Annotated in this window: 24 protein-coding genes; 3 read left to right on the top strand and 21 right to left on the bottom strand. The window is 39.0% G+C overall.

Going from position 1 to position 25,693, the window contains the following annotated elements:
- Positions 1-16 precede the first annotated feature (16 nt).
- Entirely contained in the window at positions 17-1,852 is a 1,836-nt protein-coding gene (locus D0T08_RS12365) for a family 16 glycoside hydrolase (RefSeq protein ID WP_116982952.1), read from the bottom strand.
- A gap of 317 nt (positions 1,853-2,169) precedes the next feature.
- Here D0T08_RS12365 and D0T08_RS12370 point away from each other — a divergent pair, with 317 nt between their 5' ends.
- A complete protein-coding gene (locus D0T08_RS12370) occupies positions 2,170-2,469 on the top strand; it encodes a phosphotyrosine protein phosphatase (RefSeq protein ID WP_116982953.1) in 300 nt (99 codons plus the stop codon).
- A 187-nt stretch (positions 2,470-2,656) separates the two neighbouring features.
- Entirely contained in the window at positions 2,657-3,694 is a 1,038-nt protein-coding gene (locus D0T08_RS12375) for a DNA/RNA non-specific endonuclease (RefSeq protein WP_116982954.1), read from the top strand.
- A gap of 32 nt (positions 3,695-3,726) precedes the next feature.
- On the opposite strand, the gene D0T08_RS12380 is transcribed toward D0T08_RS12375, so the two are convergent.
- From D0T08_RS12380 to D0T08_RS12460, 17 genes are all read right to left on the bottom strand, one after another.
- Positions 3,727-4,929, bottom strand: a complete 1,203-nt coding sequence (locus tag D0T08_RS12380) for a Gfo/Idh/MocA family protein (RefSeq protein WP_116982955.1) — start codon at positions 4,927-4,929, stop codon at positions 3,727-3,729.
- A 165-nt stretch (positions 4,930-5,094) separates the two neighbouring features.
- The gene (locus D0T08_RS12385) at positions 5,095-5,352 is read right to left on the bottom strand and encodes a hypothetical protein (protein WP_116982956.1); all 258 of its coding nucleotides are present in this window, start codon (positions 5,350-5,352) and stop codon (positions 5,095-5,097) included.
- Between the two features lie 4 nt (positions 5,353-5,356).
- Entirely contained in the window at positions 5,357-5,890 is a 534-nt protein-coding gene (locus D0T08_RS12390) for a DUF420 domain-containing protein (protein WP_116982957.1), read from the bottom strand.
- A gap of 11 nt (positions 5,891-5,901) precedes the next feature.
- A complete protein-coding gene (locus D0T08_RS12395) occupies positions 5,902-6,606 on the bottom strand; it encodes an SCO family protein (RefSeq protein WP_116982958.1) in 705 nt (234 codons plus the stop codon).
- Complete coding sequence (locus tag D0T08_RS12400; protein WP_116982959.1) at positions 6,603-6,941, bottom strand: cytochrome C oxidase subunit IV family protein; 339 nt, start codon at positions 6,939-6,941, stop codon at positions 6,603-6,605. The genes D0T08_RS12395 and D0T08_RS12400 overlap by 4 nt, the downstream gene beginning before the upstream one ends.
- Before the next feature lie 62 nt (positions 6,942-7,003).
- Positions 7,004-7,750 (bottom strand): cytochrome c oxidase subunit 3, encoded by a 747-nt coding sequence (locus tag D0T08_RS12405; protein WP_116982960.1) that lies wholly within the window; start codon positions 7,748-7,750, stop codon positions 7,004-7,006.
- Between the two features lie 68 nt (positions 7,751-7,818).
- Positions 7,819-8,397: a cytochrome c oxidase subunit 3 gene (locus D0T08_RS12410; protein ID WP_229238952.1), complete on the bottom strand. Its 579-nt coding sequence runs from the start codon at positions 8,395-8,397 to the stop codon at positions 7,819-7,821.
- A gap of 43 nt (positions 8,398-8,440) precedes the next feature.
- Complete coding sequence (cyoE, locus tag D0T08_RS12415; protein WP_116982962.1) at positions 8,441-9,322, bottom strand: heme o synthase; 882 nt, start codon at positions 9,320-9,322, stop codon at positions 8,441-8,443.
- Positions 9,322-10,299, bottom strand: coding sequence for a heme A synthase (locus D0T08_RS12420; protein ID WP_116982963.1), 978 nt, complete (start codon positions 10,297-10,299; stop codon positions 9,322-9,324). The genes cyoE and D0T08_RS12420 overlap by 1 nt, the downstream gene beginning before the upstream one ends.
- Before the next feature lie 66 nt (positions 10,300-10,365).
- The gene (locus tag D0T08_RS12425) at positions 10,366-12,243 is read right to left on the bottom strand and encodes a cbb3-type cytochrome c oxidase subunit I (RefSeq protein WP_199538150.1); all 1,878 of its coding nucleotides are present in this window, start codon (positions 12,241-12,243) and stop codon (positions 10,366-10,368) included.
- A gap of 37 nt (positions 12,244-12,280) precedes the next feature.
- On the bottom strand, positions 12,281-13,423 hold the full coding sequence (locus D0T08_RS12430; protein ID WP_116982965.1) for a cytochrome c oxidase subunit II: 1,143 nt from the start codon (positions 13,421-13,423) through the stop codon (positions 12,281-12,283).
- 83 nt (positions 13,424-13,506) lie between these two features.
- Positions 13,507-14,859 carry a quinol:cytochrome C oxidoreductase gene (locus D0T08_RS12435; protein WP_116982966.1) on the bottom strand — a complete coding sequence of 451 codons (1,353 nt, stop codon included), beginning with the start codon at positions 14,857-14,859 and terminating at the stop codon, positions 13,507-13,509.
- An 87-nt stretch (positions 14,860-14,946) separates the two neighbouring features.
- The gene (locus D0T08_RS12440) at positions 14,947-15,561 is read right to left on the bottom strand and encodes a cytochrome c (protein ID WP_116983032.1); all 615 of its coding nucleotides are present in this window, start codon (positions 15,559-15,561) and stop codon (positions 14,947-14,949) included.
- Positions 15,562-15,670: 109 nt separating this feature from the next.
- The gene (locus D0T08_RS12445) at positions 15,671-16,192 is read right to left on the bottom strand and encodes a DUF3341 domain-containing protein (RefSeq protein ID WP_116982967.1); all 522 of its coding nucleotides are present in this window, start codon (positions 16,190-16,192) and stop codon (positions 15,671-15,673) included.
- A gap of 30 nt (positions 16,193-16,222) precedes the next feature.
- Complete coding sequence (nrfD, locus tag D0T08_RS12450; protein WP_116982968.1) at positions 16,223-17,602, bottom strand: NrfD/PsrC family molybdoenzyme membrane anchor subunit; 1,380 nt, start codon at positions 17,600-17,602, stop codon at positions 16,223-16,225.
- Between the two features lie 61 nt (positions 17,603-17,663).
- Entirely contained in the window at positions 17,664-20,717 is a 3,054-nt protein-coding gene (locus D0T08_RS12455; protein WP_116982969.1) for a TAT-variant-translocated molybdopterin oxidoreductase, read from the bottom strand.
- 106 nt (positions 20,718-20,823) lie between these two features.
- The gene (locus D0T08_RS12460; RefSeq protein WP_116982970.1) at positions 20,824-22,062 is read right to left on the bottom strand and encodes a c-type cytochrome; all 1,239 of its coding nucleotides are present in this window, start codon (positions 22,060-22,062) and stop codon (positions 20,824-20,826) included.
- 484 nt (positions 22,063-22,546) lie between these two features.
- Here D0T08_RS12460 and D0T08_RS12465 point away from each other — a divergent pair, with 484 nt between their 5' ends.
- Positions 22,547-22,945 (top strand): GNAT family N-acetyltransferase, encoded by a 399-nt coding sequence (locus D0T08_RS12465; protein WP_116982971.1) that lies wholly within the window; start codon positions 22,547-22,549, stop codon positions 22,943-22,945.
- A gap of 23 nt (positions 22,946-22,968) precedes the next feature.
- Here D0T08_RS12465 and D0T08_RS12470 read toward each other — a convergent pair whose 3' ends face one another.
- From D0T08_RS12470 to D0T08_RS12480, 3 genes are all read right to left on the bottom strand, one after another.
- Entirely contained in the window at positions 22,969-23,865 is an 897-nt protein-coding gene (locus D0T08_RS12470) for a UbiA family prenyltransferase (RefSeq protein ID WP_116982972.1), read from the bottom strand.
- Between the two features lie 82 nt (positions 23,866-23,947).
- Complete coding sequence (locus D0T08_RS12475; protein ID WP_116982973.1) at positions 23,948-24,928, bottom strand: ankyrin repeat domain-containing protein; 981 nt, start codon at positions 24,926-24,928, stop codon at positions 23,948-23,950.
- Between the two features lie 65 nt (positions 24,929-24,993).
- Positions 24,994-25,608: a GNAT family N-acetyltransferase gene (locus tag D0T08_RS12480; protein WP_116982974.1), complete on the bottom strand. Its 615-nt coding sequence runs from the start codon at positions 25,606-25,608 to the stop codon at positions 24,994-24,996.
- Positions 25,609-25,693 lie beyond the last annotated feature (85 nt).

The following is a 25,693-nucleotide window of genomic DNA, read 5'->3' on the forward strand; positions in this document are numbered from 1 at the left end:
TTTTAAAGCCTCTGTTTTACCAAATAATCGAATAGCTGATTTTATCGCTCAATGGTGCAATTAATTCCTGCTTACCACCTACAGTTCTGATAGCGGCACTGCCACTATCTACTTTAATCAAATAGCTGCCATCGCCAATATTAAAGCTTCCATCGGCATTTTTGCTGATAGCATCTGCTGAAGCTAATCTCGCATAAAGGTTCTTAACTGCTCCTGTTACCGCAACATCGCGTTTCAGTATTTTACCTTCTTCAACCGGAATGATTTTATCTGAAACTTTAGCTCCATAAATATCATATTTGAAAGTAGGCTGACCATTTTCATCCAGTTCATAACCACGTGTACGGAAAGTGCCATCTACAGCGCCCCATGCTTTATCAGGTGTATCTAAAACTGCTACTAATGGCATATCTCCCAAAACTGTTAAACTCCCCATAGGTCTTGAGCTACCATCCCCTCTATCCTGCCACATCGGCGTAGTATTCAAGAAGCTACCTTTCCAAACCTGGAATAACGAACCGTTATCAAGATTATAAGTAAAGTGTATATTCTCTTTATTTCCTACCGAAATGGCATGTACAATTCGCTTGTTTTTATCCCCTTCTTTAATATCCATAAACGAGCGCAACAATACTGGTTCAACCGCAGTACCTAGTAAGATAGGAGAAGATGGATTGTTTACCATAGTAGAATTAGCCGAGTGCAAAGGATGTTTACGGATGGTGGCTGATTCGGCATATAAGCCTAAAGATGGTTGTAACCAGCCGTCAGCTTTCCAGTAGTACAGTTCGAATGGTACTTCTCCTGCAGGTAAATCAAGCGTTACTTTTCTACCCTCAGGGTCTGATTGCATCCAGCCATTTTTAAACGCCTGCTGACCATTGATTTTTACTTCGGTATTGCCGCCGTGTGTTGTAGTGAAAGTATAAGTTCCGGCTTCCGGTACTACAATTTTGCCCGCGTATTTTACAGCAAACTCGTTTTCAGCATTGGTTACTGCCCAGTTTAAAGCATTGAGATTTCCGCTTAGTTCCGGCTTAATTTTTTCTATATCACCAATCGTTCTGAAATTGCCTTTATAAACACCATATTTCAGGTCTTTGAACGATAATGTTTTTTGATTATAGCTTTTGTATCTGATATTACGGAAGGCTACATTACCATGGTCTCCCTGGAAACGAAGTGGCCCCATTGCTACTTCATTGTCTACCCATGCACCTCTGGTTTGGCCGGTCAATTCAACATTTTCATGAATTAATACGCCATTCAGGTAAATAGAAAGAATGCGGGCATTGGCTGTTTTCTTGCCATTTGCATCAAATCTTGGTGCCTGAAAAGATATCTTGATATTCTGCCATAAACCGGGAGCTTTGGCTACATTCAGACGGGGAGCAGTACCCTCATAGCCTTTTGAGCCTTCCGGTTTTGAATCGTCCCAACGTTCGTAAACACCTCCTACATCGCCATATTTAGGTGACTTTTTACCCCAGCTATCAAACAATTGGATTTCGTAACGTCCTTGCAGATAGATACCAGAGTTTGAGCCCTTAGCCATCATGAAATCAAGGTCAAGATCCAAATCTCCGTGCTCCATTTTGGTGAGCAAGTCCATTTCAATACCATATTTTCCAGGAGGGTGTTCACATAGTAAGATTCCGGTGCTCGTTGGAGCATCTTTTTTATGAAGGTCGTTGGGTTTTGTAAAATCTGCTTCCACCGCACCAACAATGCTCCATTGGCCTTGTGTCGGTCTGAAAGCATCCATGTTATTCAATGGAATCACTTGCTGTGCAGATACTGCATTAGCAAGTAATCCACAGAAAATGAGATTTGTTAGGATTTTTCTTTTCATTGTACATTTTGTTTGAAAGCGCAAATGTAATAGCAAATGTCAGTAATTGAAAGGGGTTAAGCTTAGAAATGCGACAAAATCGTCTAAAACATCTTCATTCATTTAAGTGTATTTTTCACAATTCATTGATAAAATATTAGACTTATGCTTATTATAACTAATGGGAGGATGATCTGTATTTTAGAATTTTATACAACATAAAAAACCTCTATTTTTACTTTTATATTATTGCATTTATGATTGATTTTTAAAATTCCATTTAAACTATAGTGGCTACTCAAAAACTTAAAATTTTGTTTGTGTGTACGATTAACCGCATGCGCAGTGCAACAGCACACGAAATATTCAAAACTGATGAAAGATTTGAAGTGTCATCCGCAGGTACACATAAATCCGCCCGTAATGTTATTTCATTAAGCTTATTAGAATGGGCCGATAGTATTGTTGTGATGGAAAAATATCATAGAAATTATATTCGTAAAAACTTCCCTGATATTTATAAAATTAAGAAAATCGTATGCTTATATATTCCGGATGAGTACGATTATATGCAGCCAGAACTCGTTCATTTGCTTCAGGAAAAATTTGAAAGTGTTCATACAAGGGGATTATTGTAAGAAACAATATTCATCTCATATCTCTTACTTATTACTGCGCTTAACAAAATCTTAAGAATAATATAAATAGTTTTTAATAAAGCTTCGCAGAAAAGTACATTCTTCTTCGTTTTGTTGTAAACTTGCAGTCGGAAACTGCTTAGCTAAATCCAGATTATTAAAAGATTCACCATCCTTAGCTCTTTCAATGAAATCCAATCGTATTATTTTAATTCTGATTTTTTTTGCTGTTGGGTATTTTCTCTATTATAAAGATAAACCAGGCCCAATCAGTAAACTATGGGAAACTATTTCTCAGGTTTTTAAAACAAAAGACTCTTCTTCTAATAAAGATAATCCTTACAAAGCACCTGAGCCTGATACTGAGGCTACAGCCACAAAAGATGATACAGAAGCCACGGCCACAAATAAGAAGAAAACTGAAGAAAGTACCAAAGAAGACGAAGGCTCTTTGTTTGATAAGATTAAAGATAAAGTATTAGGCCCCGACGAACAGGATGAAGTGACAGGTGATTATGACATACCAAGCTTTGCGCTGCCTGCCATTGGTAAAAGCGATGAAATTATAAAGCATAAAAACTATACGCTCCGCTACGAAGAGAAGTATGAAGTGCCTGCGTGGGTGGTGCATAAGTTGAGAGGAGAATACACAAAAGGACGAGCCAACAGGGGTGATAACCAGTTTATACCTGATAAAAAAGTGGAGGGTAATTCGGCACTATCGACTGATTATAGCAATTCAGGTTACGACCGGGGCCACATGGTACCTGCCGGAGATTTCAAGTGCTGTCAGGATTTAATGAATGAAACCTTTTATATGAGCAATATATGTCCACAGGTTCCTGATTTTAACAGAGGCATCTGGGAGAATATTGAAAGTCGCATTAGAGGTTGGGCAGTTCGTGACGAAGAATTGTATATAGTAACCGGTCCTGTTTTGACTAAAGGAATGACTACTATCGGACGTTACAATGAAGTAGCAGTGCCTAAATCATTTTTTAAGATTGTTTTGTACTATAACCCAAATAATCCAAAGAGAGCACGTGCTATAGCCTTCTTATTGCCAAACGAAGGATTATTTGGTAAAAAAATGAATAGTTATGTGGTTTCAATTAATGAAGTAGAAAAAATAACAGGTTTAGATTTCTTTACCAAACTACCTGACGATATTGAAAATAGATTAGAAGCAGAAAGTGATTGGGACGCCTGGACTAGGATACAATAAAAAAGGTGTGAGAGAACCCACACCTTTCTAATTTATAATACTCGCTGAATAATATTACCAGTGGCTTTCTCTTTCAGAATTACCTTTTTGCGACCATCAGGCAGGAATTCGTCCTTGATATGCCAGTGGTCTGCATCGTAATCTACAAATGGCGATGGCTCTGTTACATCGGTTCTTCCTCTCCAGTCTTTGATAATGACTGGTTCCCATTTCTTGGTTTTAGCAGATTTATAACAAGCGTCTATTACAGCATTCACTATGTAACCATCGTAGAAACTTTCCATTGGTATAGTGCCATTATCAAGGCTATCAAACATATCGGTAAACATATGAGTGTAGCCTAAAGAGTTTACCTCATCCCCTACAGGAAACAACCAGCCCGAAGCGCTTTCTGCCTTCTCAGCTACGTAGCTTGCTTCTTGTGCGGCTGTAAACATTTCGAAACCTGTGCGCATAAAATGGTCGGTTCTAATTACTCCCTCTGTTCCGGCTACCTCGTCTCTTAAATCCATACCACCTCTGAACGACCAGCTTACTTCAAACTGAGCTACGGCACCGTTAGCATATTTTACCAGAGCAATGGCATTGTCTTCTGCTTCGATAGGTTTTACCTGCGTAGCTGCCCAACACATTACTTCCAGCGGTTGAATATTTTTACCAATATAATTACGGGCGATTTCGATACAGTGGCAACCTAAATCCACAATAGCTCCACCACCTGCTTTCTTTAAATCCCAGAACCAGCTTGAGTGCGGGCCAGGGTGTGCTTCTCTTGAACGAGCCCAGGTTACACGACCGATTACTCCGTTTTTAACTGATTGTAAGGCGTGTAGTGTTTTAGGAGTATATGCCAGGTCTTCAAGGTACCCATGGAAGATGCCTGCTTTCTCCACCATTTCTAATATCTTCTTGGCCTCTGCTCCTGTGCGTGCCAGAGGTTTAGTACACAAAACACTTTTTTTGTATTTGCAGCAAAGTTTAATTGCTTCTAAGTGTAAGTCATTTGGTAAGCCCACAATCACTACATTTACGCTTTTGTCTTTGATAGCTTCTTCCATACTTGTCGTATATTTCGGAATATTCCATTCTTCGGCAAATGCTTTGCCACGTTCTTCGCTTCTAGAATATACTACTTGAACACGGTCTGGGCGACGATGTTCGTGAAGAGATTTTGTATAAAACCAGCCAATCAGCCCGGTGCCGAGCATGGCGATTCTATGAGGTTTATTACTCATGGTTAAATGTATTATTAAGGTTGAAAAATTTGAGTGGCTTGTCTATACAAGCACAATGCAAGTTACTAAAGAAATAGAAAACCCCATGAATGGAAACAAAAAAAGAATCTGCCATTCAGAATAGCAGATTCTTTTCATCAGATTCTGAAATAGTAGATAGGTTTATTATCTATTCAACTTCAGTTTTAAGTTCATCTCTTTTTTGGCTGTACGATACCAGATAAATATCAACGTCGGAATTGATAAATAGGTAATAGCCAATAAGTATAAAATTCCATCATTAATGCCTGTGCCTATTACACCGCGCCCTTCGCTCAGGTTGCTGCCTACTGAGGCTCTACACATAGCACATTGTGCTATTGAAACAGTACAACTGATTAAGAAGAAAACAGTTGTTACAACTATAGTTTTGAATGTTTTCATTGTCTTAATTATAATAAGGTCTTATCATTAAATAAGCGATCACTCCTGTAATAGATACATATAACCAGATTGGGAAAGCAATCTTAGCTATTTTTCTATGTCGCGCCAACTGATTAGTCCATGAGAAATAGTATGTTCTCAGCACTAAAGGTAAAACGATAAAAGATAGCCCGATATGACTAATCAATACGAAAAAATAAAGATAGCGCATAAAACCCTCTCCTCCAAATTTCGTACTCGGATTCGAAATATGATATCCTACATAGCATACTAAGAACAAACCGCCTAAAGAAAAGGCTCCCGTCATTACATTTTTATGTTGTTCTATCTTTCTTTGTTTTATCAGGTAGAAACCATATACTAATAATATGGCTGTCAAAGAATTAATAATTCCTATCGCATGCGGTAAAACCTTTGTCCAGGCACCTAAGTCAAATTTCTGACGGATGCCTAGCATTAAAGCAACTGCCAATGGTATAACCACTGATAGTATGTTTATCCATAGCATGGATTTCTTTTCTTCTAATCGCGCTTCCATATATTTGCCCTCTAACGAGGATTATTTTGGTCTTTATAAATTTCCTGCAACACTTTTACTTCTGCCAACAGACGCTCTATATCTGTATTAATGGTACCGTCATAAATTCCTCTGATATATCCCTCTTTATCTATCAGCATCAGTTTCTCAGAATGAATAAACATTTCATCTACATTCTTAATATTCTTGTCATACTCCGAAGCATCAGCAACCGGTAGCTTATAGCCCTTAATTGCTAAATCGTAAACTGCTTTCTTTTCGCCCGTCAGAAAGAACCATCTCCCTGCTTTGGCATCATATTTTTTTGCATATGCTGCCAATACTTGGGGGGTATCATGATTAGGGTCAACTGAGTGAGAAACCATCAGCACATCAGGGCTATCCGCAAATACATCCTGTACTCTTACCATAGCAGAGCTTAATTTGGGGCAGATAGTTCCGCAACGGGTAAAGAAGAAATCGGCAACGTAGATTTTACCTTTGGTTTGCTGAGAAGAAAACTGATTTCCGCTCTGGTCTGTCAACACAAAGTTCGGGATTTTGTGATAGACCGTATCTGCTCCTTTCATTAATACCTGTCCATGTTCGTCCATTTCAGGCATCATGTAGGGAAGCTTGTAATAATTATTTCCGAAGAGTTTCAGAAATATAAATATAAAAGCCGGAATTACTAATATCGCTATTAGTATTCCGGCTTTAGTAGCATTTTTACTCATTTTCCGAAAAAGAAACGTTCAAATCCAATATATCCACCCTCTATAATCAAGGCCACTACCAACCACACAACAAATATACAAGGCAGTACTATGGTCCATATCAACGACTTTACTTCATGTTTTAAGTGCATAAAGATACCTACAATGTAGTATGCTTTTACAATAGTCAGAATAATGAAAATTCCGATTTTTGTCCATTTATAGTGGTCTGCATCTACGACAAAAGCAATAACAAACTCTAGCGCTGTAATTCCTAAAAGAATCCAGAAGGTTTTCCAGATTTCTTTGGTTTGTGCTGGTAATTTCTCTCCGTGGTGTTCTGTATGTTGAGCCATTTTTAGTTCAATATTTTAAGTTTATCCAATCTTACGATTGAGAAATCATTATTTAGTCAAGACTACACAAGGTAGAAGAAAGTAAATACGAATACCCAAACCAAGTCTACAAAGTGCCAGTATAATCCTACTTTTTCAACCATTTCATAATGTCCTCTTTTCTCATAAACGCCATTAGCGGCATTATAAAAAATCAAGACATTCAGTACTACTCCAGATAATACGTGGGTACCGTGGAAACCAGTAATAAAGAAGAAGAAGTCTGCAAAAGCCGGAGGACCGTATTGGTTCTGTACCAGATTAGCACCGAATACCTTAGTACCATTAGCTAAAGTAAGACCTTCTTCAGTACCATGGATGAAGTGACCCCACTCCCAAGCCTGTGAGCTTAAGAAAGCAATACCGCCCAGGATAGTCCAAAGCATATATTTTTCTACATCAGCTTTGTCACGACGGTGACCAGCCTCTACAGCTAATACCATGGTAACAGAACTCATGATGAGGATAAATGTCATAATACCTACGAATACCAGCGGGGCACTAACGCCATGCAAAAACGGAACAGCTTCAAATACACGCTCCGGGATTGGCCACCAGGCATTCGAAAATTCAAAGTTTTTTCTTAATCCTTCGAAGGTTGGAAAACTAAAACGCACCAAACCATAAGAAACCAGTAAAGCTGAAAAAGTAAAGGTATCAGATAGTAGGAAAATCCACATCATTAATTTTCCGTATCCAACTTTCATTGGTTGGATTCCACCCTTCCACATCAAATGTTCAGCGGTCGTTGAGTTATTTGCACTTGCCATAGCTGATAGTTTCTGAGTTTCAAACAGGCTTTAAAGCCACCTGTTTAAAGCTTGAAATTGTAAAAAGTTTATCTAAAATACAATAAAAATACAAACAAATACACCCAAAGTAAATCAAGGAAATGCCATGCCGTTGCACAAACTTCAACTAGCAAAGTATTCTTTGAATTGATTTTCATTCTGAAAGCCATAATAAAAGTTGCTATCAGAATTCCCAATCCGATTAAAAGGTGCGCCATGTGTAAACCCGTAAATACATAGAAAAACGAGCCCGATGGATTCCCTTTTAAAAATACGCCTTGTTGTTGCAAATTCTGCCAACCAAGGTACTGCATGACTAAAAATGCTATTCCGAATGCAAAGGTAATGGCTACAGCCATTTTAAGCATTGACTGGTTGTTTTTCTTAGCTGATTGTAATGAGAAGTGCATTGAAACACTACTTATTAGTAACACTATTGTACTAAACCAGAAAATCTGCGGAATATCAAATTCTACCCAGTTCCCCTCTGCTCTTCTTACCAGATATGCACTTGTTTGGGAAGCAAACAGCATAATAATGGTAATAATAAAGAGCCATACCATAAACTTCCATTTATTGACCGTCAATACCTGTTTCGGTTCTTCGGACAATTTATTTATTGGCATTTTTAACTCGTTTTGTCTCATTTTATACTTAAATCTAATGGGCTTATATTTTATCTAAAAGGTAGGCAATCTGCACTACCGGAAGATAAATAAAAGACCCGAACATTAATTGCAATGCGGCTTTTCTATCTACTTTTCTCATCAGATGAAAGGTCTGTGCTAAGAAAAGTATTCCAAAAATCATCGCTACTATAGCCGAATTGATACCTGTCATACCCATATAATAAGGTACCCAACACAAGGGTAATAAAAACAAGGTATAAATCATTATCTGAATAGCAGAGTTCAGGTCTTGTCCATCTCTTGATGGTAATAATTTAAAACCTGCCTTACTATAATCTTCATCTAAAACCCAGGCAATAGCCCAGAAATGCGGGAACTGCCAGAAAAACTGAATAGCAAACAAGATACCCGGTTCTAACCCGAAATGGTTAGTAGCTGCTATCCAACCAATCATGGGAGGGAAAGCTCCAGGCAATGCACCTACTGCTACTGCTATCGGCCCTACTCTTTTCAAAGGCGTATATACAAAACCATACAGAACCATTGATAATAAAGCTACTAAACCTGCTCTGAAATTAAATTCATAAAACAGAATATACATAGCTAATACCGCTAATCCCCATCCAAAAAGTGCAGCTTCTCTTACTGACAATCTGCCACTTGGTAATGGACGATCTTGTGTGCGCTTCATCAATACATCCAGGTCTTTCTCAATAATCTGGTTGATGATGTTGGCTGCTGCTGTTGTTGAAAATGCCGCAATACAGAAAAGAACTAACTTTATCCAATCCAGTTTATCAGAGCCTAAGATAAATCCAAACGCGCCTGAAAAAACAACGGTTGCTGACAACCTGAACTTTGTGATGTCATATAAAGCTTTAAGCTTTACAGGAACTATATTCTGACTAATTGATTGATTCATTACTTTAATGAAAATTCCGGAACGCCTCTGAAAACTCTTTCTTTATTCAACAACAGATATAAAACAAACTGAACACCTAACATCAGAATAGCTATTGTTAAATGAATAGGTTGCGAATAAGCCGGAAGTCCTAAATATCCTAAAATTAAGCCGCTTACCATTTCAATGGCTATTAGCACTATTAAACCAATCGAAAACAGATAGATAAGTCCTTTCTGGCTGTTATTTTTAAGTATTCTATATAGAAATAAAACGTGTAATGCCACAACCACTAAAGAAAACCAACGGTGCATTTCAAATTTCCCGCCTAGATTAGCCGCCCATTCACTTCTTAATGGTTCTCCCATCATATTGGCTACATGGTCAACCATTTCTCTTACCTGAGTGCCTAATAGTACTTGCCCGAGGGTAACCAATATCAAGGCTGTAAGAAGAAAACTAATTGAACTTGCTTCTTTAATATCTTCTACTTCAATGACTCTTGTATAAGACCTTGCCACTGCATATAATAAGATGAACACAATAACGACTGACAACAACATATGGAGTGTAATCATTACCGGGTGTAACTCGCTAGATACTACTTTTGAACCCAACCACCCCTCAAAACCTACTAATACAAATGCAATAAAACTTAGCCAAACTATAGTTCTGTCTTTATTCCAGAAAGAACGTATTGAAGTAATAAATGTTGCAAAAACAAAGAGACCAATCAAAACACCCACCAGACGGTTTACGTATTCAACCCAGGTTTTAACGGCGTTAAACTCGACTTCACCTTTGAGTTTTGCGCCGAAAATTTCTTTGTAATTAATAGGTAACTGAGAAATATCTGTTGGAGGAATCCAACTACCAAAACATTTTGGCCAATCAGGACAACCCATCCCAGAACCTGTCGCCCGAACAATACCACCAACCAATATCAGCACATATACTGCAACTATTGTCCAAACACCCAGTTTTCTAAAAATTACCATGATTTTGTTGATTTATATGCTAAGTAGCTTTAGCAATAAAGCTACTTAGCTAAAATCCTGGTTTTATCAATCAGGGATACTGTGATTAAACTGTATGCCTTCAATCTCTCTTTCTTCTTTAATTTGCTCGTTTTCTTCTTCTAAGTTAGACTCAGGAGTAGCAGAGAATGGAATGTGCTGAGGGATAAAATCTTCAGCTGCACCTGGTTTGCTATAATCGTAAGGCCAACGATAGACTACCGGAATCTCTCCTGGCCAGTTACCATGACCTGGTTCAACAGGTGTAGTCCATTCCAATGTATTTGATCTCCAAGGATTGGCAGTTGCTTTCTTACCCCAGAAAATTGAATAGAAGAAGTTGAACAAGAAAATAATATTTGCTGCAAATACCACGATAGCGGCGATAGTACTTAACTCGGCCAAATCCTGATATTTATTAGTAAAGTCGAAACCTGTATAAGCATAATATCTTCTTGGGAAACCTGCAATACCTAAGTAATGTTGAGGGAAGAATACCACATATACCCCGGCAATAGTAACCCAGAAGTGAATGTACCCTAAAGTGGCATTCATCATTCTACCAAACATTTTAGGGAACCAATGGTATACGCCTGCTACCATACCAAAGAAAGCAGCAGAACCCATTACCAGGTGGAAGTGAGCTACTACAAAGTAAGTATCGTGCAATTGAATATCAAGCGCACTATTACCTAAAATGATACCTGTAACACCACCTGATACGAAGAAAGATACCAGACCGATTGAGAACAACATAGCAGGAGTAAACACAATGTTACCTCTCCACATGGTTGTGATATAATTGAAGGCTTTTACCGCTGAAGGTACTGCGATAATCAATGTCAAGAGCATGAACACTGAACCTAAGAATGGGTTCATACCTGTCATGAACATATGGTGAGCCCATACGATGAAGGCTAAGAACATGATACCTAACATTGAGAAAATCATGGCTCTATAACCAAAGATTGGTTTTCTAGAGTTAGTAGCAATGATTTCAGAAGTCATACCCAAGGCTGGAAGAATTACGATATATACCTCAGGGTGACCTAAGAACCAGAATAAGTGCTGGAATAAGATAGGGCTACCACCTTGGTTTGGCAATGCTTGTCCGTTGATATAAATATCTGATAGATAAAAGCTTGTTCCGAAACTACGGTCAAAAATCAATAGCAGAGCCGCAGAGAATAATACCGGGAATGATAGGATACCTAAGATAGCCGTAAAAGTAAACGCCCAGATTGTTAAAGGCATTTTATCGAAAGTCATTCCTCTTGTACGCAAGTTGATTACGGTAGTTACGTAGTTTACACTACCTAATAAACTTGATACAATAAATATAGCCATACTTATCAACCATAGTGTCATCCCTGTTGCCGATCCGGGTGCTGCATCTGGTAGTGCACTTAACGGCGGGTAAATAACCCATCCACCACCTGCAGGCCCATCATGTACAAATAAAGATGAGAACATAATCACACTTGACAGGAAGAAGAACCAATATGACAACATATTGATAAATCCTGATGCCATATCTCTTGCACCGACTTGTAATGGAATAAGGAAGTTAGAGAAAGTACCACTCAAACCTGCTGTCAATACAAAGAATACCATGATGGTTCCGTGCATTGTTACCAGGGCAATGTAATAGTTAGGGTCAAGCTTACCTGTATCATCAAACCATCTTTCTCCAAGAATAGGTTTCAACCAACCTAAATCAATTCCTGGATAACCTAATTGTAGACGGAATACTAACGATAAGAAACCACCAATTAAAGCCCAGATAATACCTGAAATCAAGTATTGCTTAGCAATTACTTTATGGTCTTCAGAAAAAATGTACTTTCTGATAAAACTTTGCTCATGGTGTTCGTGAGCGTGGTCATGTTCGTTGGCATGTACGTCTGCGTGTGCTGCTGCTGCCATAATATTACTATTTTTAAGAATGTTCTGTTGTTAATAATTATCTTAAAGATGCTGATGTTGCCGCTCCACCTGTAGCCGCAGTTGTGCTGTCTGCCGGTGCTGCTGGCATAATGTACTTCATCGCTTTGCCTTTCAGATTAGCAGGTACTTTATCCATAAACTCAGGTTTGCTTGCAAGCAATGATTTTTGCTCTTTTTTCCACTTTTCATACTCTGCAGGCTCATCAACAATCAGTTTCAACTTCATCGCAAAGTGGCTACGGCCGCAAACCTCTGTACAAGCAATTTCATAAACAAAATCAGGGTTACCTAATTCGGCACGCATATCAGCAGTACTCTTATCGGCAACAAACCAGAATTTAGTTGGCATACCAGGTACAGCATCCATTTTCACACGCATGTGAGGAATAAATACACTGTGCAATACATCTCTAGCTCTGATTTTTAATAATACAGGTTTGCCTTTGGGAATGTGCATCTCTGTATTACTTGTGAAATCATCAAAAGAGTTTTCATCCGTAAAATCGATACCAAATTCGTTACCTTCGGCATCATTAATTAACTTATAACTGTAATTACCTAGTTTATCGTTATCAACACCACCATAACGCACCTGCCATCCGAATTGTTTACCCATTACCTCAATCACTTCGGCGTCTTGTGGGGCATCTGACATGATTCTATTCCATGCTTGTAAACCTGTAAACACTAAGCCCGCCATTACAATTGCAGGAATCAATGTCCAAACTATTTCAAGGGTATTGTTATGAGGATAGAAATAAGCTTTTCTATCTTTTTTATAACGATATTTTATTGGGAAATAGAACAAAACTGAGTTTACTATAAAGAAAGCAATGGTAATAACAGCGATCCCGAACCAAAACCAGAAGTCAGTTTCTTTTCCGTGAACAGAAGAAGCCGTTGGTAAATCACCGAAAGCTATTAAGAAATCTTTCTTAGCATAGTTAAATGACCAAACTATTCCGATTACACTTACAATCCAGAATACAAATAAGCCAATGGCATTTGCATTATTTGCACCATCAGTAATCGTCTCTTCTATATCAGATTCCGATTGCTCTTTCTCTTTTACACCTTTCAATAGATTTTGAGTTTTAGATATAACCATGATGGTTAATACCAAAAACACAATAGCTAAAATAACAATTAATAAGGTCATGTTACTAAAATTTTACAAGTTATAAGTGCTTAATCCTTGTATGCTTTAAAATTAAAACTTTTCTAAAATTACCTAATAAACTATTAGATATCGTGGTGCAAACTTTCTTCCAAGAATGGGTGCTTTTTCGGATAAAGATTTGCTTTTGACAATTGAGTTCCTACAAAGTAGATGAACAATGAAGCAAATGTCAAAGTGGTTCCCCACTCAATGATACCGATACCACCCTGATCTTTAGCAATACCCGGCATGTGCATCTGATAGAAGTCAAACCAGTGACCTACCAGGATAGATCCACAACCTAATTTCAGGAACGTTGGTCTTCTTTTTGAATCTCTCGCCATCAATATCAGGAATGGGAAGAAGAAGTTCAATACGAAGTTAATATGGAATGGCCACCAGTAGCGTCCGTCGTGCCCGGTGAAACGCTCACGGAAATAGATTGTCTCTTCAGGCAAGTTAGCGTAGAATATCAATAAATATTGCGCAAACCATACATATGTCCAGAAAATAGAGAAACCAAAAATTAATTTACCTAAATCGTGCAAGTGGCTTTCGTTTACAGCTCTCAAATACCCTTTATCTTTCAATATCAAAACTGCATACATGATAGCAGCCAAACCCGCTACGTGCCAGCTTGCTAAGTGATACCAACCAAACATAGTTGAGAACCAGTGGGTATCAATTGACATTGACAAGTCCCAAGCTGATGTTGAAGAAGTTACTGCAAAGAACAGTAAGAATATTTTAGAAACATTACGGCTTTTGTAGTAATATTCTACCCCACCCTCTTGTTCTTCTGCAATAGAGTATTTACGAATTAAGGTCCATAAATAATACCATACGCCTACATAAGCTAATAAACGGATAGTAAAGAATGGCATATTCAAATACCATGATTTTGTAGCAATGATTTTATCATAATTCTCACTTCCTTTCTCCATGATACCATGATGTGTCCAGTGGAAAATCATATGACGCGTAGAAGGGATAGCGAATAAAATGATCAGGATAATACCTGGTACAATGATAAACGATGGGAAAGCTTCTGATACGCGTTTCATAGTTACCGGCCAACCTGCCTTCGCTACATAGTTATACGCGATGAAGAACATTCCGACGACCGAAATTCCAAGAAAATATACGCTGTTCATCCAGATGTTTGCAATGATGCGATTAATTAAAGTCGCTCCATGATGCTCGCCTCCACCATGGGCAGCAGCTGCAGCATGACCACCTTCGTGTCCGGCGGCTGCACCATGCCCTGCACCGTGCGATTCCCAAACACCAATTGACCAGCCTTTATTTAAAAGAAACGCTCCGAGTGCAACCAGAACTACGCCTAGGGCTGCAGCAATTAATAATTTGCTTTTCGATTCGGATGTAAACTCAAATCTTTCTTCTGTTGAAGGAATTTCGTGAGTATTATGAGCCATTATTCTTGAAATTTGAACCCCGCCCCTAAAGCGAAGTAATCATTGTAATATTTCCTAACACGCCCCTTTAGGGATGGGGGTGCGTTATTAATTTCCTAATTGTAATCTGTGTACATAGTGTACAATTTTCCAGCGTTCTTCAGGGTTTACCTGAGAAGCGTGTGGCCACATACGACCTTTGCCATAAGTAATTACATGATAGATGTGTCCATCATTCATGTTTTTGTAAGCTTCGCTAGCATAGTTTGGTACACCTTTATAAACTTTTCCTACCGGACCATCGCCTGCACCTTTCTCACCATGACAGTGTGCACAGTTTCTTTCATACAGTGCCTGCCCTTCGGTTTCTACTGCATCAGACCACGGAATAGGGTTCTTTAAAGTTGCTTCTGCTACAGCAATGCTATCTTTTGGTAAGTCATATACCATCAGGTCGTTCACTACTGTACTATCATCTTGTAGGAATGAAGTATGGTAATTGGTACGGGCAATAGTTCCCGGAACCGGTTGACGCATATTTTTCCCGTCAGGATTAATTGTATTTTCACGCCATTGTGTCAATGGTTCGTAAGCACGAGAGTTATACATATTAGGTGCAAACTCCCAACCTGTACTATTGTTATCATGACATGATGACATAACAACTGTAGAGAAAGTTGCTACTGCTACCGCAAGCGTGATATTTCGGACTGAAAATTTCATTTGAAAACAGATTAATGTATTATTGTATGAGCCAGCTTTTCTGATACTCATCAATGTTCTGTATGTATATTGTTTGAATAGCCTTACATCTATTCCTTGTTTTCTTCTACTAAACTTCTTTTACATTTACTTCAGAAGCGCCTGAATCTTTCAGAATATCGGTGATTTCGGCCTCTGATAATTTATTTTTAGATAAATCAATCGCCATGACAAATTTATCATCTGTACTTCTTACATCAAAGATGATTGGCTTAGCAGTTGGACCCATTCCTTCTAAAACAAAGAAAGTGAACGACATACCAAACGAAGCCAAAAGAACAGTACCTTCAAATAAGATAGGTACGTTAGTTGGCCAAGGGAAAAAGTTTTTACCCCCAACATTGATTGGCCAGTCGATACCCATCGTCCAGAATGTGAGTAATAGTACACAACATGTTCCTGTAATACCAAACAAGAAAGCTGCGATACCCATTCTTGGGCGGTCGTATCCTAAAGCGCGGTCAAGACCGTGAATAGCAAAAGGAGTATATACTTCGTGGATTTTAACACCACTGTGTCTTACTTCTCCGACTGCGTGTAATACTTCATCTTCGTCGTCAAAAACACCAACTAAATATTTGTTATCTGCCATTGTCTGATAATGGTTTCGTAATTCTAATGATTATGCTTTTTTCTTTACTTTTTCAGGATATTTCTCTGATGATGATTTCAATACAGATTTTACTTCGGCCATATTGATAACCGGTAAGAACTTCGAGAATAAGAAGAATGCTGTAAAGAAGAAACCGAAAGAGAAAATATAGTCTGAAATATCTCCCAAACGAGGAGTAAAATAAGTCCAGCTAGATGGAAGATAGTCTCTGTGAAGTGAAGTTACGATGATTACGAAACGCTCAAACCACATACCGATGTTTACGATAACCGCCATAACGAACGACACTACGATGTTTTGGCGAACTTTTTCGAACCAGAATACCTGCGGAGAAAGTACGTTACAAGTCATCATGGCTGCATACGACCACCAAAGTGGGCCAGTAGCGCGGTTAATGAAAGCATATTTCTCGTATTCAACACCTGAGTAAGCTGCAATAAAGAACTCTGTAATATAAGCGATACCTACTACCGAACCCGTAAGCGTGATGATTTTGTTCATTAAAGAGATGTGCTCTAATGTCACATAATCTTCTAATTTATATACTACACGTGTTACAAGCATCAGGTTTTGTACCATTGCGAAACCTGAGAAAATCGCACCTGCCACGAAGTATGGCGGAAAGATGGTTGTATGCCAACCCGGGATAACCGAAGTTGCAAAGTCGAATGATACGATGGTATGTACAGAAAGTACAAGAGGGGTAGAAAGACCTGCAAGAATTAACGAAATGTCTTCATATCTTGCCCACGATTTTGCACCACCTGTCCAGCCAATAGCTAAAGCACCATATACTTTTTTACGCATACCTGTTGCACGGTCACGTATGGTAGCCAAATCAGGAATCATACCGATATACCAGAACAAACAAGATACTGAGAAATAAGTTGAGATTGCGAACACGTCCCATACCAATGGTGAGTTGAAGTTTACCCACAAAGAACCAAAAGTATTAGGCAATGGTAACGCGAAGTAAGCTAACCAAGGACGGCCCATGTGCATCACGATGAACGACGCCGCACAAATTACAGCAAAGATGGTCATCGCTTCAGCAGCACGGTTGATAGAGGTTCTCCATTTCTGACGGAATAGTAACAATACGGCAGAGATAAGCGTACCAGCGTGACCAATACCTACCCACCACACGAAGTTGGTGATATCCCACGCCCAACCTACTGTTTTGTTCAAACCCCATACACCCAGACCTTCCCACCAAGTCCATAAAACCCATGCTGTACCATATAATAATACTAACACTGAGATTCCGAATGCTACTTTCCACTCTTTAGTAGGCGCTCCCTCAACATGTCTACTAATGTCTTCTGTTATATCATGGTAGGTCTTACCATTCAATACCAGCTTCTCTCTTATAGGTGAAACTACGTGCATAGTTTTTTTTGTTTATTAAATATGCTATTATCTTAATTAAATGCGACTTTTTCAGTCAAAATTATGAATGTTCCGGGCTTACGTGCTCTGATGGTCTTGTTTCAGTTTTCGGCGCACCATCTTTGTTACGAATCTTAGTTAAGTAACTTAGTTGAGGCAAAGTATTGATTTCTTCCAATACCTGGAAAGCTCTTCCTTCTCTCTCTACTTGCAGAATCTTAGAAATTTGTGATTCAGGATCCAGCATATCACCAAATACGATAGCGTTTGTAGGACAAGATTGTGAGCAAGCTGTTTGAATTTCTCCATCAACCGGACGACGTCTTTCTTTTTTGGCAACTAATTTACCTGCCTGAATACGTTGTACACATAGTGAACATTTCTCAATTACCCCTCTAGAACGAACTGTTACATCCGGGTTCAACACCATACGACCTAAGTCGTTGTTCATGTTGTAATCGAAGTTATCGTTTTCGAAGTATTTGAACCAGTTGAAACGACGTACTTTATATGGACAGTTGTTGGCACAATAACGAGTACCGATACAACGGTTATAAGTCATTTGGTTAAGACCTTCTGAACTGTGCGTAGTTGCTAATACCGGACAAACCGTTTCGCAAGGAGCATTTGAACAGTGCTGACAGGTCATAGGTTGGAAAACTACTTCAGGATTATCCGAAGGAATTTCCATTGCTTTAAAGCCAGCCGGGCTATAGCCCTCTTCGTGCGGTGCGTCAGAAGAATAATAACGATCCAGACGAATCCAGTGCATTTCTCTGGCACGTGCTACCTCAGCTTTGCCAACAACCGGAATGTTGTTTTCGGCCTGACAGCTTACTAAACATGAACCACAACCATGACAAAGGTTCAGGTCAATTACCATTCCCCAGCTATGGTTTTTCTTTTCATGTCCGTTCCAAAGTGTAATCTGACCCGGTTTCTTGTTACCTTCTGAAGTTTGTATAGTAGGCTCGAAACGACCCGCTTTTACATTCTTCACGTATTCGCTCAATACAGACTCCTGAATAACAGCCTGACGGCCCATTACTGTATGGTGTGTTTGTGTTTGAGCTAATGTATAACCACTCTTTGTTTTTTCTAATTTAACATCAGCTGCCCAGCCCTGGCCATTTGGTACTAATGGGAATACATTTGCACCTACGTTTCCGGCTTTACCAGCGGCTGTACGGCCGTAACCAATGGCTACTGATACTGTATTGTGCGCCTGACCCGGTTGAACTAATACAGGTAACTCTATTGTTTTGCCACCTACTGTCAATTTCGCCCAGTCACCTTGTTCAATACCTACTTCATTTGCTGTTTTTTGTGAAATAGCAATGGTATTTTCCCAGGTTACTTTAGAGATTGGATCAGGCATTTCTTGTAACCAAGGGTTATTTGCCTGAGTACCGGTTCCGATTGAAATACTTTCAAATACTGAAAGTTCGATACCTGAACCTTTAATACCTGCGATAGCTGAAGCTGCTCCGGCAAGGTTTCCTGCAAAAGAAGCACCTGAAGCTGCTACACTTGCACCCAGCTCATATACACCATCGTGTAATGCCTGAACCCAAGATTTACCACCAGCTAAGATACTCTTAGTCCAGTTAGATTTCAGGTAAGCCTGATAATCGCTTGATGCACCTGCCCAGGTTAATAAACTTGATTCAGCCTGACGCGTATTGAAGATCAATGAAATAGTAGGCTGGGTTAATGAGTAGAAACCTTTCTTAGGTTCTGCATCACCCCACGACTCTAAATAATGAGGAGCAGGAGCAATATATTTACATTTAGCGGCAGTTTCGTCTGCATTCGCTGCAAATGATACAGAAGTAGCCACTCTGGCAAGCGCTTCTCCTAATTCTGCACCTCTTACATGATCATAAACAGGATTTGAAAGGAAGATTACTGAACTTACCTGACCGCCTTTCACTTCGTTGATGAAAGCGTTCATATCAGCATCATTTCCCTGACGGAAGTTTACCGGAGTTCCTAAATCAATCGTTGTTCCATAGCTTCCTAGTAAGCTATTCAAGGCATTAACAACTGTCTGAATAGCCGGGTTGTTTGAACCTGATACTACTAAAGCGGCACCTTTAGCGGCTACCAGCTCCTTTGCACATTTATCAAGGTTCTGTACTTCAATAGCAGGGCCTGAGATTGGTGTTCCACCTAAAGCGGCCGCTACCTTATTATATAGTGCTACTACTACCGCACCCTCTTGCGAAGGCTTAATCATTGAACGATAGTCAGAAGAAGCACCTGTAATCGTCATTCCGGTTTCAAACTGGAAATGACGAGACATTTCATTTTTACCTCCTGTTTTAGCACTGCTCAAACGACGGGTCTCAGCCCATTGTACTGCATAAATATCCGGAGAAATCCAGGTACCTAAGAAGTCAGCATTGATACCAACCATTACTTTGGCTTTGCTGAAATCGTAACTTGGAACCACTGCCTGCCCGAAAGACTCACTGTTAGCCTGAATTAATCCTGAAACAGAATTGGCATCGTAAGTAACGTGTTTAGCAGTAGGATATTTTGTAGTGAAATCAGCAATAACTTTCTTGAATGTTGGAGAAAGAATGGTATTTGTTACGATACGGATATTGCCACCTTTTGCTAATCCTGCACCAACTTCTTTGTCAAGGTCTGCCCAAGAAATATCAGCACTACCTTTTTTAGGGCCTTTCAATTTTTCGTTGTCGTAGAGACTTAATACCGAAGCGTGTACTCTTGCGCTTACCCCACCTTTAGTAAGGCTTGACATCTTGTTTCCTTCAATTTTGATAGGACGTCCCTCGCGGGTTTTTACCAGGATGCTTGAGTAATCGCCACCTTCAGCGTAAGTTGAGGCATACCAGTTGGCAATACCTGGCTCAACGTCTTCAGGTTTGTTAAGATAAGGAATAGCCTTACGAACCGGAGCGTCGCAAGCTGCCAATGAAACGGCTGCTAATCCAAAACCTAACACTTTTAAGAAATCACGGCGGTGATTAGGTTCGACTGTGTCTATATCGTCTAAATTAAATTCACGATTAGCGTTTTTTACAAACTCGATATCGTTTTTTAATTCTTCAACCCCTTTCCAATACCTTTTATTAGTATTCTCCATGAGCATAACTGCTGATTTAAGTATTTATATATTAAATCCTTTTTTAAAGGGACTTAAGATCTTTTTGATTAATTTATTCTAAGTATTGTATCTGTGTATAACAAGATTAGTAGTGACATCTTGCACATTCTAATCCACCGATGTCTTCAACTTTCATTGAACCTTTGCTCACAGCACTATGTGCTTCCATTAACTTGTCGTAGTAAGCATTGTCTTTACCGTTTACTTCAGTTTTGCGGTGACAATCAACACACCAGCCCATAGTCAAAGTAGAACGTTGTTGTACAACTTCCATTTTTTCAATATCACCGTGGCAATCTTTACACTCTAATCCACCAACGTTTGTATGTTGTGCGTGGTTAAAGTAAGCCAGGTCAGGTAAGTTGTGTACACGTACCCACTCAATTGGCTTGTTGGTTTCAATTGCTGTATAAATCTTCTGGATTTCAGGCGACTCACGTTTGATAGTATTGTGGCAGTTCATACAGATATTAGCAGAAGGAATACCTGATTGTTTTCCTTTGTAAACACCTGTGTGACAATATGCACAGTTGATTTTCATTTCGCCTGCATGCAATTTATGCGAGAAAGAGATAGGTTGTTTTGGAGCATATCCCTGATGAACGCCTATACCATACAAACCATCGAAAGTAGCTTTAGTTGCTAAAAGGATAAATACCCAGGTAATAGCTATGCGAACAGTTCTGTTGGCAAATACATCTTTCAATCCAGTCTGGAATTTCTCACCAAATGAAGTACTTGGTGCAGCTCCGCCTGTTTTACCTGATAGCTTGTTTAATAATTGCAGGATTCCGAGTAAGGCTATTAAAACCAGACCCATAATTACTAATAGCGCAATTAAGATAACATTGACAAACTTTCCGCTTCCGGTATCACTAGCTGCAGTAGTAGTGACAGGGCCTTTATTTGGATCGGTTGCAGGAGCTGCATTCACCTGATTCACATAAGCCACAATTGATTTCACATCATCATCTGTGAAATTCGGGAAAGCGGTCATCTGGGTTTTATTGAATCTGTTGAAGAGGTCAACGGCATATTTGTCTCCACTTGCAACAACACCCATTGGATTGTTGATCCATTTTTTAAGCCAGGCCAAATCTCTGCGAGATTCGATGCCTGCTAAACCAGGTCCTACTATTTGTTCGCTGTTAGCAGCATGACATTGAGCACAGTTTCCTTTAAATAATTGTTCTCCTTTTGCTGCGTCGCCTCCCCCAGCAGGAGCTGCTGCGGTGGCTGTAGAATCTTGTGCAAATGCGTTGCTGAAAGAAATTGTAACAACAACAGCAAGAGCTAAAAGTGATTTATAAAAATTACGAATCATATTATAAGTAAGTAGTATAACCTAATTTTCTGACTGCAAAACTACGCCAGTATTGTTTTCAATCAAATAGGTTTTTTAACTTTTTTTATTTTTTAGCGTAATTTAGAATAATTTTAAATAAAAATATAAACACCTCATTATCAGGCATTTAATAAAAAATACCATTCCGCAATTCACACAAGGTGAGAGGACAGGAATGGTATTTTAGCAAGATTATATACGTATCTGAAACGTATATTCATCAGTTATTGTTAATTTTTTTCCGTCTGGATAAAGGCTTATTGCGGCTGCAAATATACAGCCAAGCCCCCGCTATTACAACAGTTTCAAAATAATTTTCTGTGATTTTAATCTTTTTATACTCCTATTATCTGGCTTTCTCTGCATTAAAATTCTATTCAACTTATTCAATATAAATATTTTGTACTTTTGCTATATACTATACGTTAACAGAATTTTAAAGTATTCTTGAGGAAAAACTCATATGGCGCTTATCTACAAAACCGATATAATACCCACAGCCGAGCAAATTATTGAGCTGTATGAAAATGCCGGATTGCCCAGACCAACCTACGACTCGGAAAGAATTGGCAAAATGTATGCCAATGCCAATTTAGTCATCACGGCATGGGACGATACTATTCTGGTGGGTGTTTCAAGGAGCATTACTGATTGGGTATGGTGTTGTTACCTGGCCGACCTGGCTGTAAGAAGTGATTATAAGACCTCAGGTATTGGTAAAAAGTTAGTTCAACTAACCAAAGAGAAAGTCGGTGAGCAATCGATAGTATTGTTGCTATCTGTGCCTACTGCCATGGAATATTATCCGAAAATAGGTATGGAGAAAGTTGATAATGGCTTTATTATCTTTAGAGAAGAGTGATTATTTAACATTGATTCAGTTTTTTATAAAGAGGCAATTATTCCGCAAGCGGCTTTAAAAAACATCAGTCCGTCAATAATAATAAGATAAAAGAATATATTTCTTCTCTCCTTTAGGGCATAGCAGGCACTTATCATGGCTATAAATGGAAGAATATTGATAATAAGCCTTGTTTGAGAGAATTGGTTGTAGGTGCCAAAAATTAGAAAGCTGATCAGTCCGGCAATGGTTAATGGTAGGATAATACTGAATATAGTAAACCTGAGACCTTTTCTGACTACGAAGGTTTTGACATTATGGTTGGAATCGGCTGCATAGTCTTTAATGTCGAACATAATGCATAGAACTGAGATAAACATAAAGTTTTTCAGCAAGAGCCACCACCCTATCGGACTAATTCCCTGTTGGCTCTGGTGAGTAAGGTTGTAAAAAATAATAGGTGCAATAGTAATGAGCCCTGCCCAAGTGAAACCTATCACAAAGGGCTTCAGCCAGCCTATCTTTCTTAGATTGTATGTTGGCAAAAAACTAAGTCCGTAATAAAACACAGCCGCTAATGGTGTAAGCAACAAAGGTAATAACTGATTGATATGGATATGCCATAGTTCGTTCCAGTATATATATAGGATATAGAACCCGATAATAAGAGTTATAGTTAAGCAGAACAATTGACTATACTTCACAAATTTCCTGTTCTGAATATACCAGTTTGTTCTAGGATTTTTGGATGTGCTTAATGAGGGATCAGTGATATAGGCAAGGGTATAAAACCAGGTTGTCAGGGTAAATACCAGCAAGTAATAGTAAGGTTCATTCAGCGGATATTGCTGCTGCAAGTTCGCCTCTATTGAAAGTGCTACTGCGCATGCTCCATAAAAATAGTTTCCGAAGAAAAACGTCTTTATTACTGATTTGAACATCTACCCTATCTTAAATAGTCTGAACTTTGCTAACGCAGCTGACACGTTTTTTGTTTCTGTTCTTACTATAGTCCGGAATATTCTATTGAGAAGTATGGTTTAGCAATATATTTTCTATATCTATGTGACCTTTTTTCTTTGCCCATGCCAATGGTGTGGCCCAGGGGGCTCCTGCTTTATGCGGGTCGGCTCCTTGTCCTAATAAGTATTCAACCATTGGCAGGTGTCCCCATCTGGCAGCCAATCCCAAAGGCGTTGATTGGTATTCTTCTTCTATGGGATTCAGGTCTGCGCCATGCTTAATCAGCAGCTCTGCCTTATCAATAAATCCCTTTTGTGCCATATCATGCAGTAAAGTCACATGATGCCAACTCATCACTCCCGGATTCATACCCTTATCCATCAGAAAAGTTGCCATGTCTGCGTGCTTAAAATAATAGAATTGCGCCCATTTTAATAAAAGAGGTACTTTGGCACCACAGCTCAACAGCAACTCAACCATATCCCTGTTATTGTCTTTGGCTGGCATCATCATGATTCCCTCGCCCCAGAAAAAAGTCTCGTCATGCACCAGTTCAGGATTTACCTTGAGTAGTTTTTCGGCATCATCAATGAAGCCTTTATCTATGGTTTCTTCAAAATGGATATCCAGAGGCGTTCGTTTATAGAAAATTTTACCATTATCTCCCTTATGTAAATGGCGGGTGGAGTCATTAATATATTGCTGCAGCATATCTGCAATATCTTCGTATTCTCTGTCCTGTGCTACCGTCAATAAATCATCTGAAAAAGGATAGGTTTTATATTCAGTACTGTAGGCGCCTTTTTGTAGCAGGTATTCAACTAAATGATAATGCCCCTCACGCACGGCCAGGTGAATGGGCGGCGTATAATTATATTGCGCATAGACAAGTTCGGGAGATTGCTCACATAAAGCCTTTACGGCTTCTAAGTCACCCTCGTAGCTGGCATGAAGTATTCCCCATACCTCTGTAGTTGTACTAGCGACATCGTTGGCAATATGCACAGGCCGCTCCGCCTTCATTTCATTAGGCTGAATCATACTTTTATATTTAGGTGTGAATATAATTTATGCTATTTCTTTTACAGCCTATTCAAAACTTCAATTTAAACAGGTGTTCTTTCGGCTAATTTTTGTAAATCCAGCCAGCCATAACCTCCATGAAATTTTCCGTTGGCTGAGTATAATCTCCTTCCACCCATAGCTTCATGAAATCCACAGGATGGGTTTTGTGGAATACCAAATAGTACCATTGTATGAATACCCTGACTAAGGAAACGTCTGGCTACGTGTCCCACCAGTTTAGCTCCCAGCCCCAATCGCTGATAGTTTCTCAGGAGGTAAATTTTGTTTAGTTCCCCTGCGTAGTCAGGCAGGTCTCCTGAGGCATAAGGCTTGGCTTTAGCATAGCCTACTAGCTGGTGTGTATGTGTGTTTTCAATAACAAAACAAAACCAACCCTCATTTGTTCGTTCAAAGGCCTCTTTCCAGAAGCGATGAATATAATCGCGGGAGAGTTTATGTTTTGAATTACCGTAGGTTTCGTACCAGACCTGAATATGCAGCGTCACTAAGTCTTCTATATCTTTAGTAACTGCTTCGCGGATAATGAAAGAGGAGAGGGTTTCTCCGTTTTTATGGAGTAAACGCTTGTTGGTGCTACTTGACGGCCGTTTAAGCCCAAGCAGAAATCGGGTGATTGAGTTCGTAAGGTTTTTCATAATTTGTATTTTGTATATCGTAAAAATACAAATTTTTTAAAGCAAAAGAAGTTGTCAGGCTATTTAAATAATTATTAATCAATAA

The sequence above is a fragment of the Emticicia sp. C21 genome (assembly GCF_003418935.1).
Lineage (GTDB): Bacteria > Bacteroidota > Bacteroidia > Cytophagales > Spirosomataceae > Emticicia.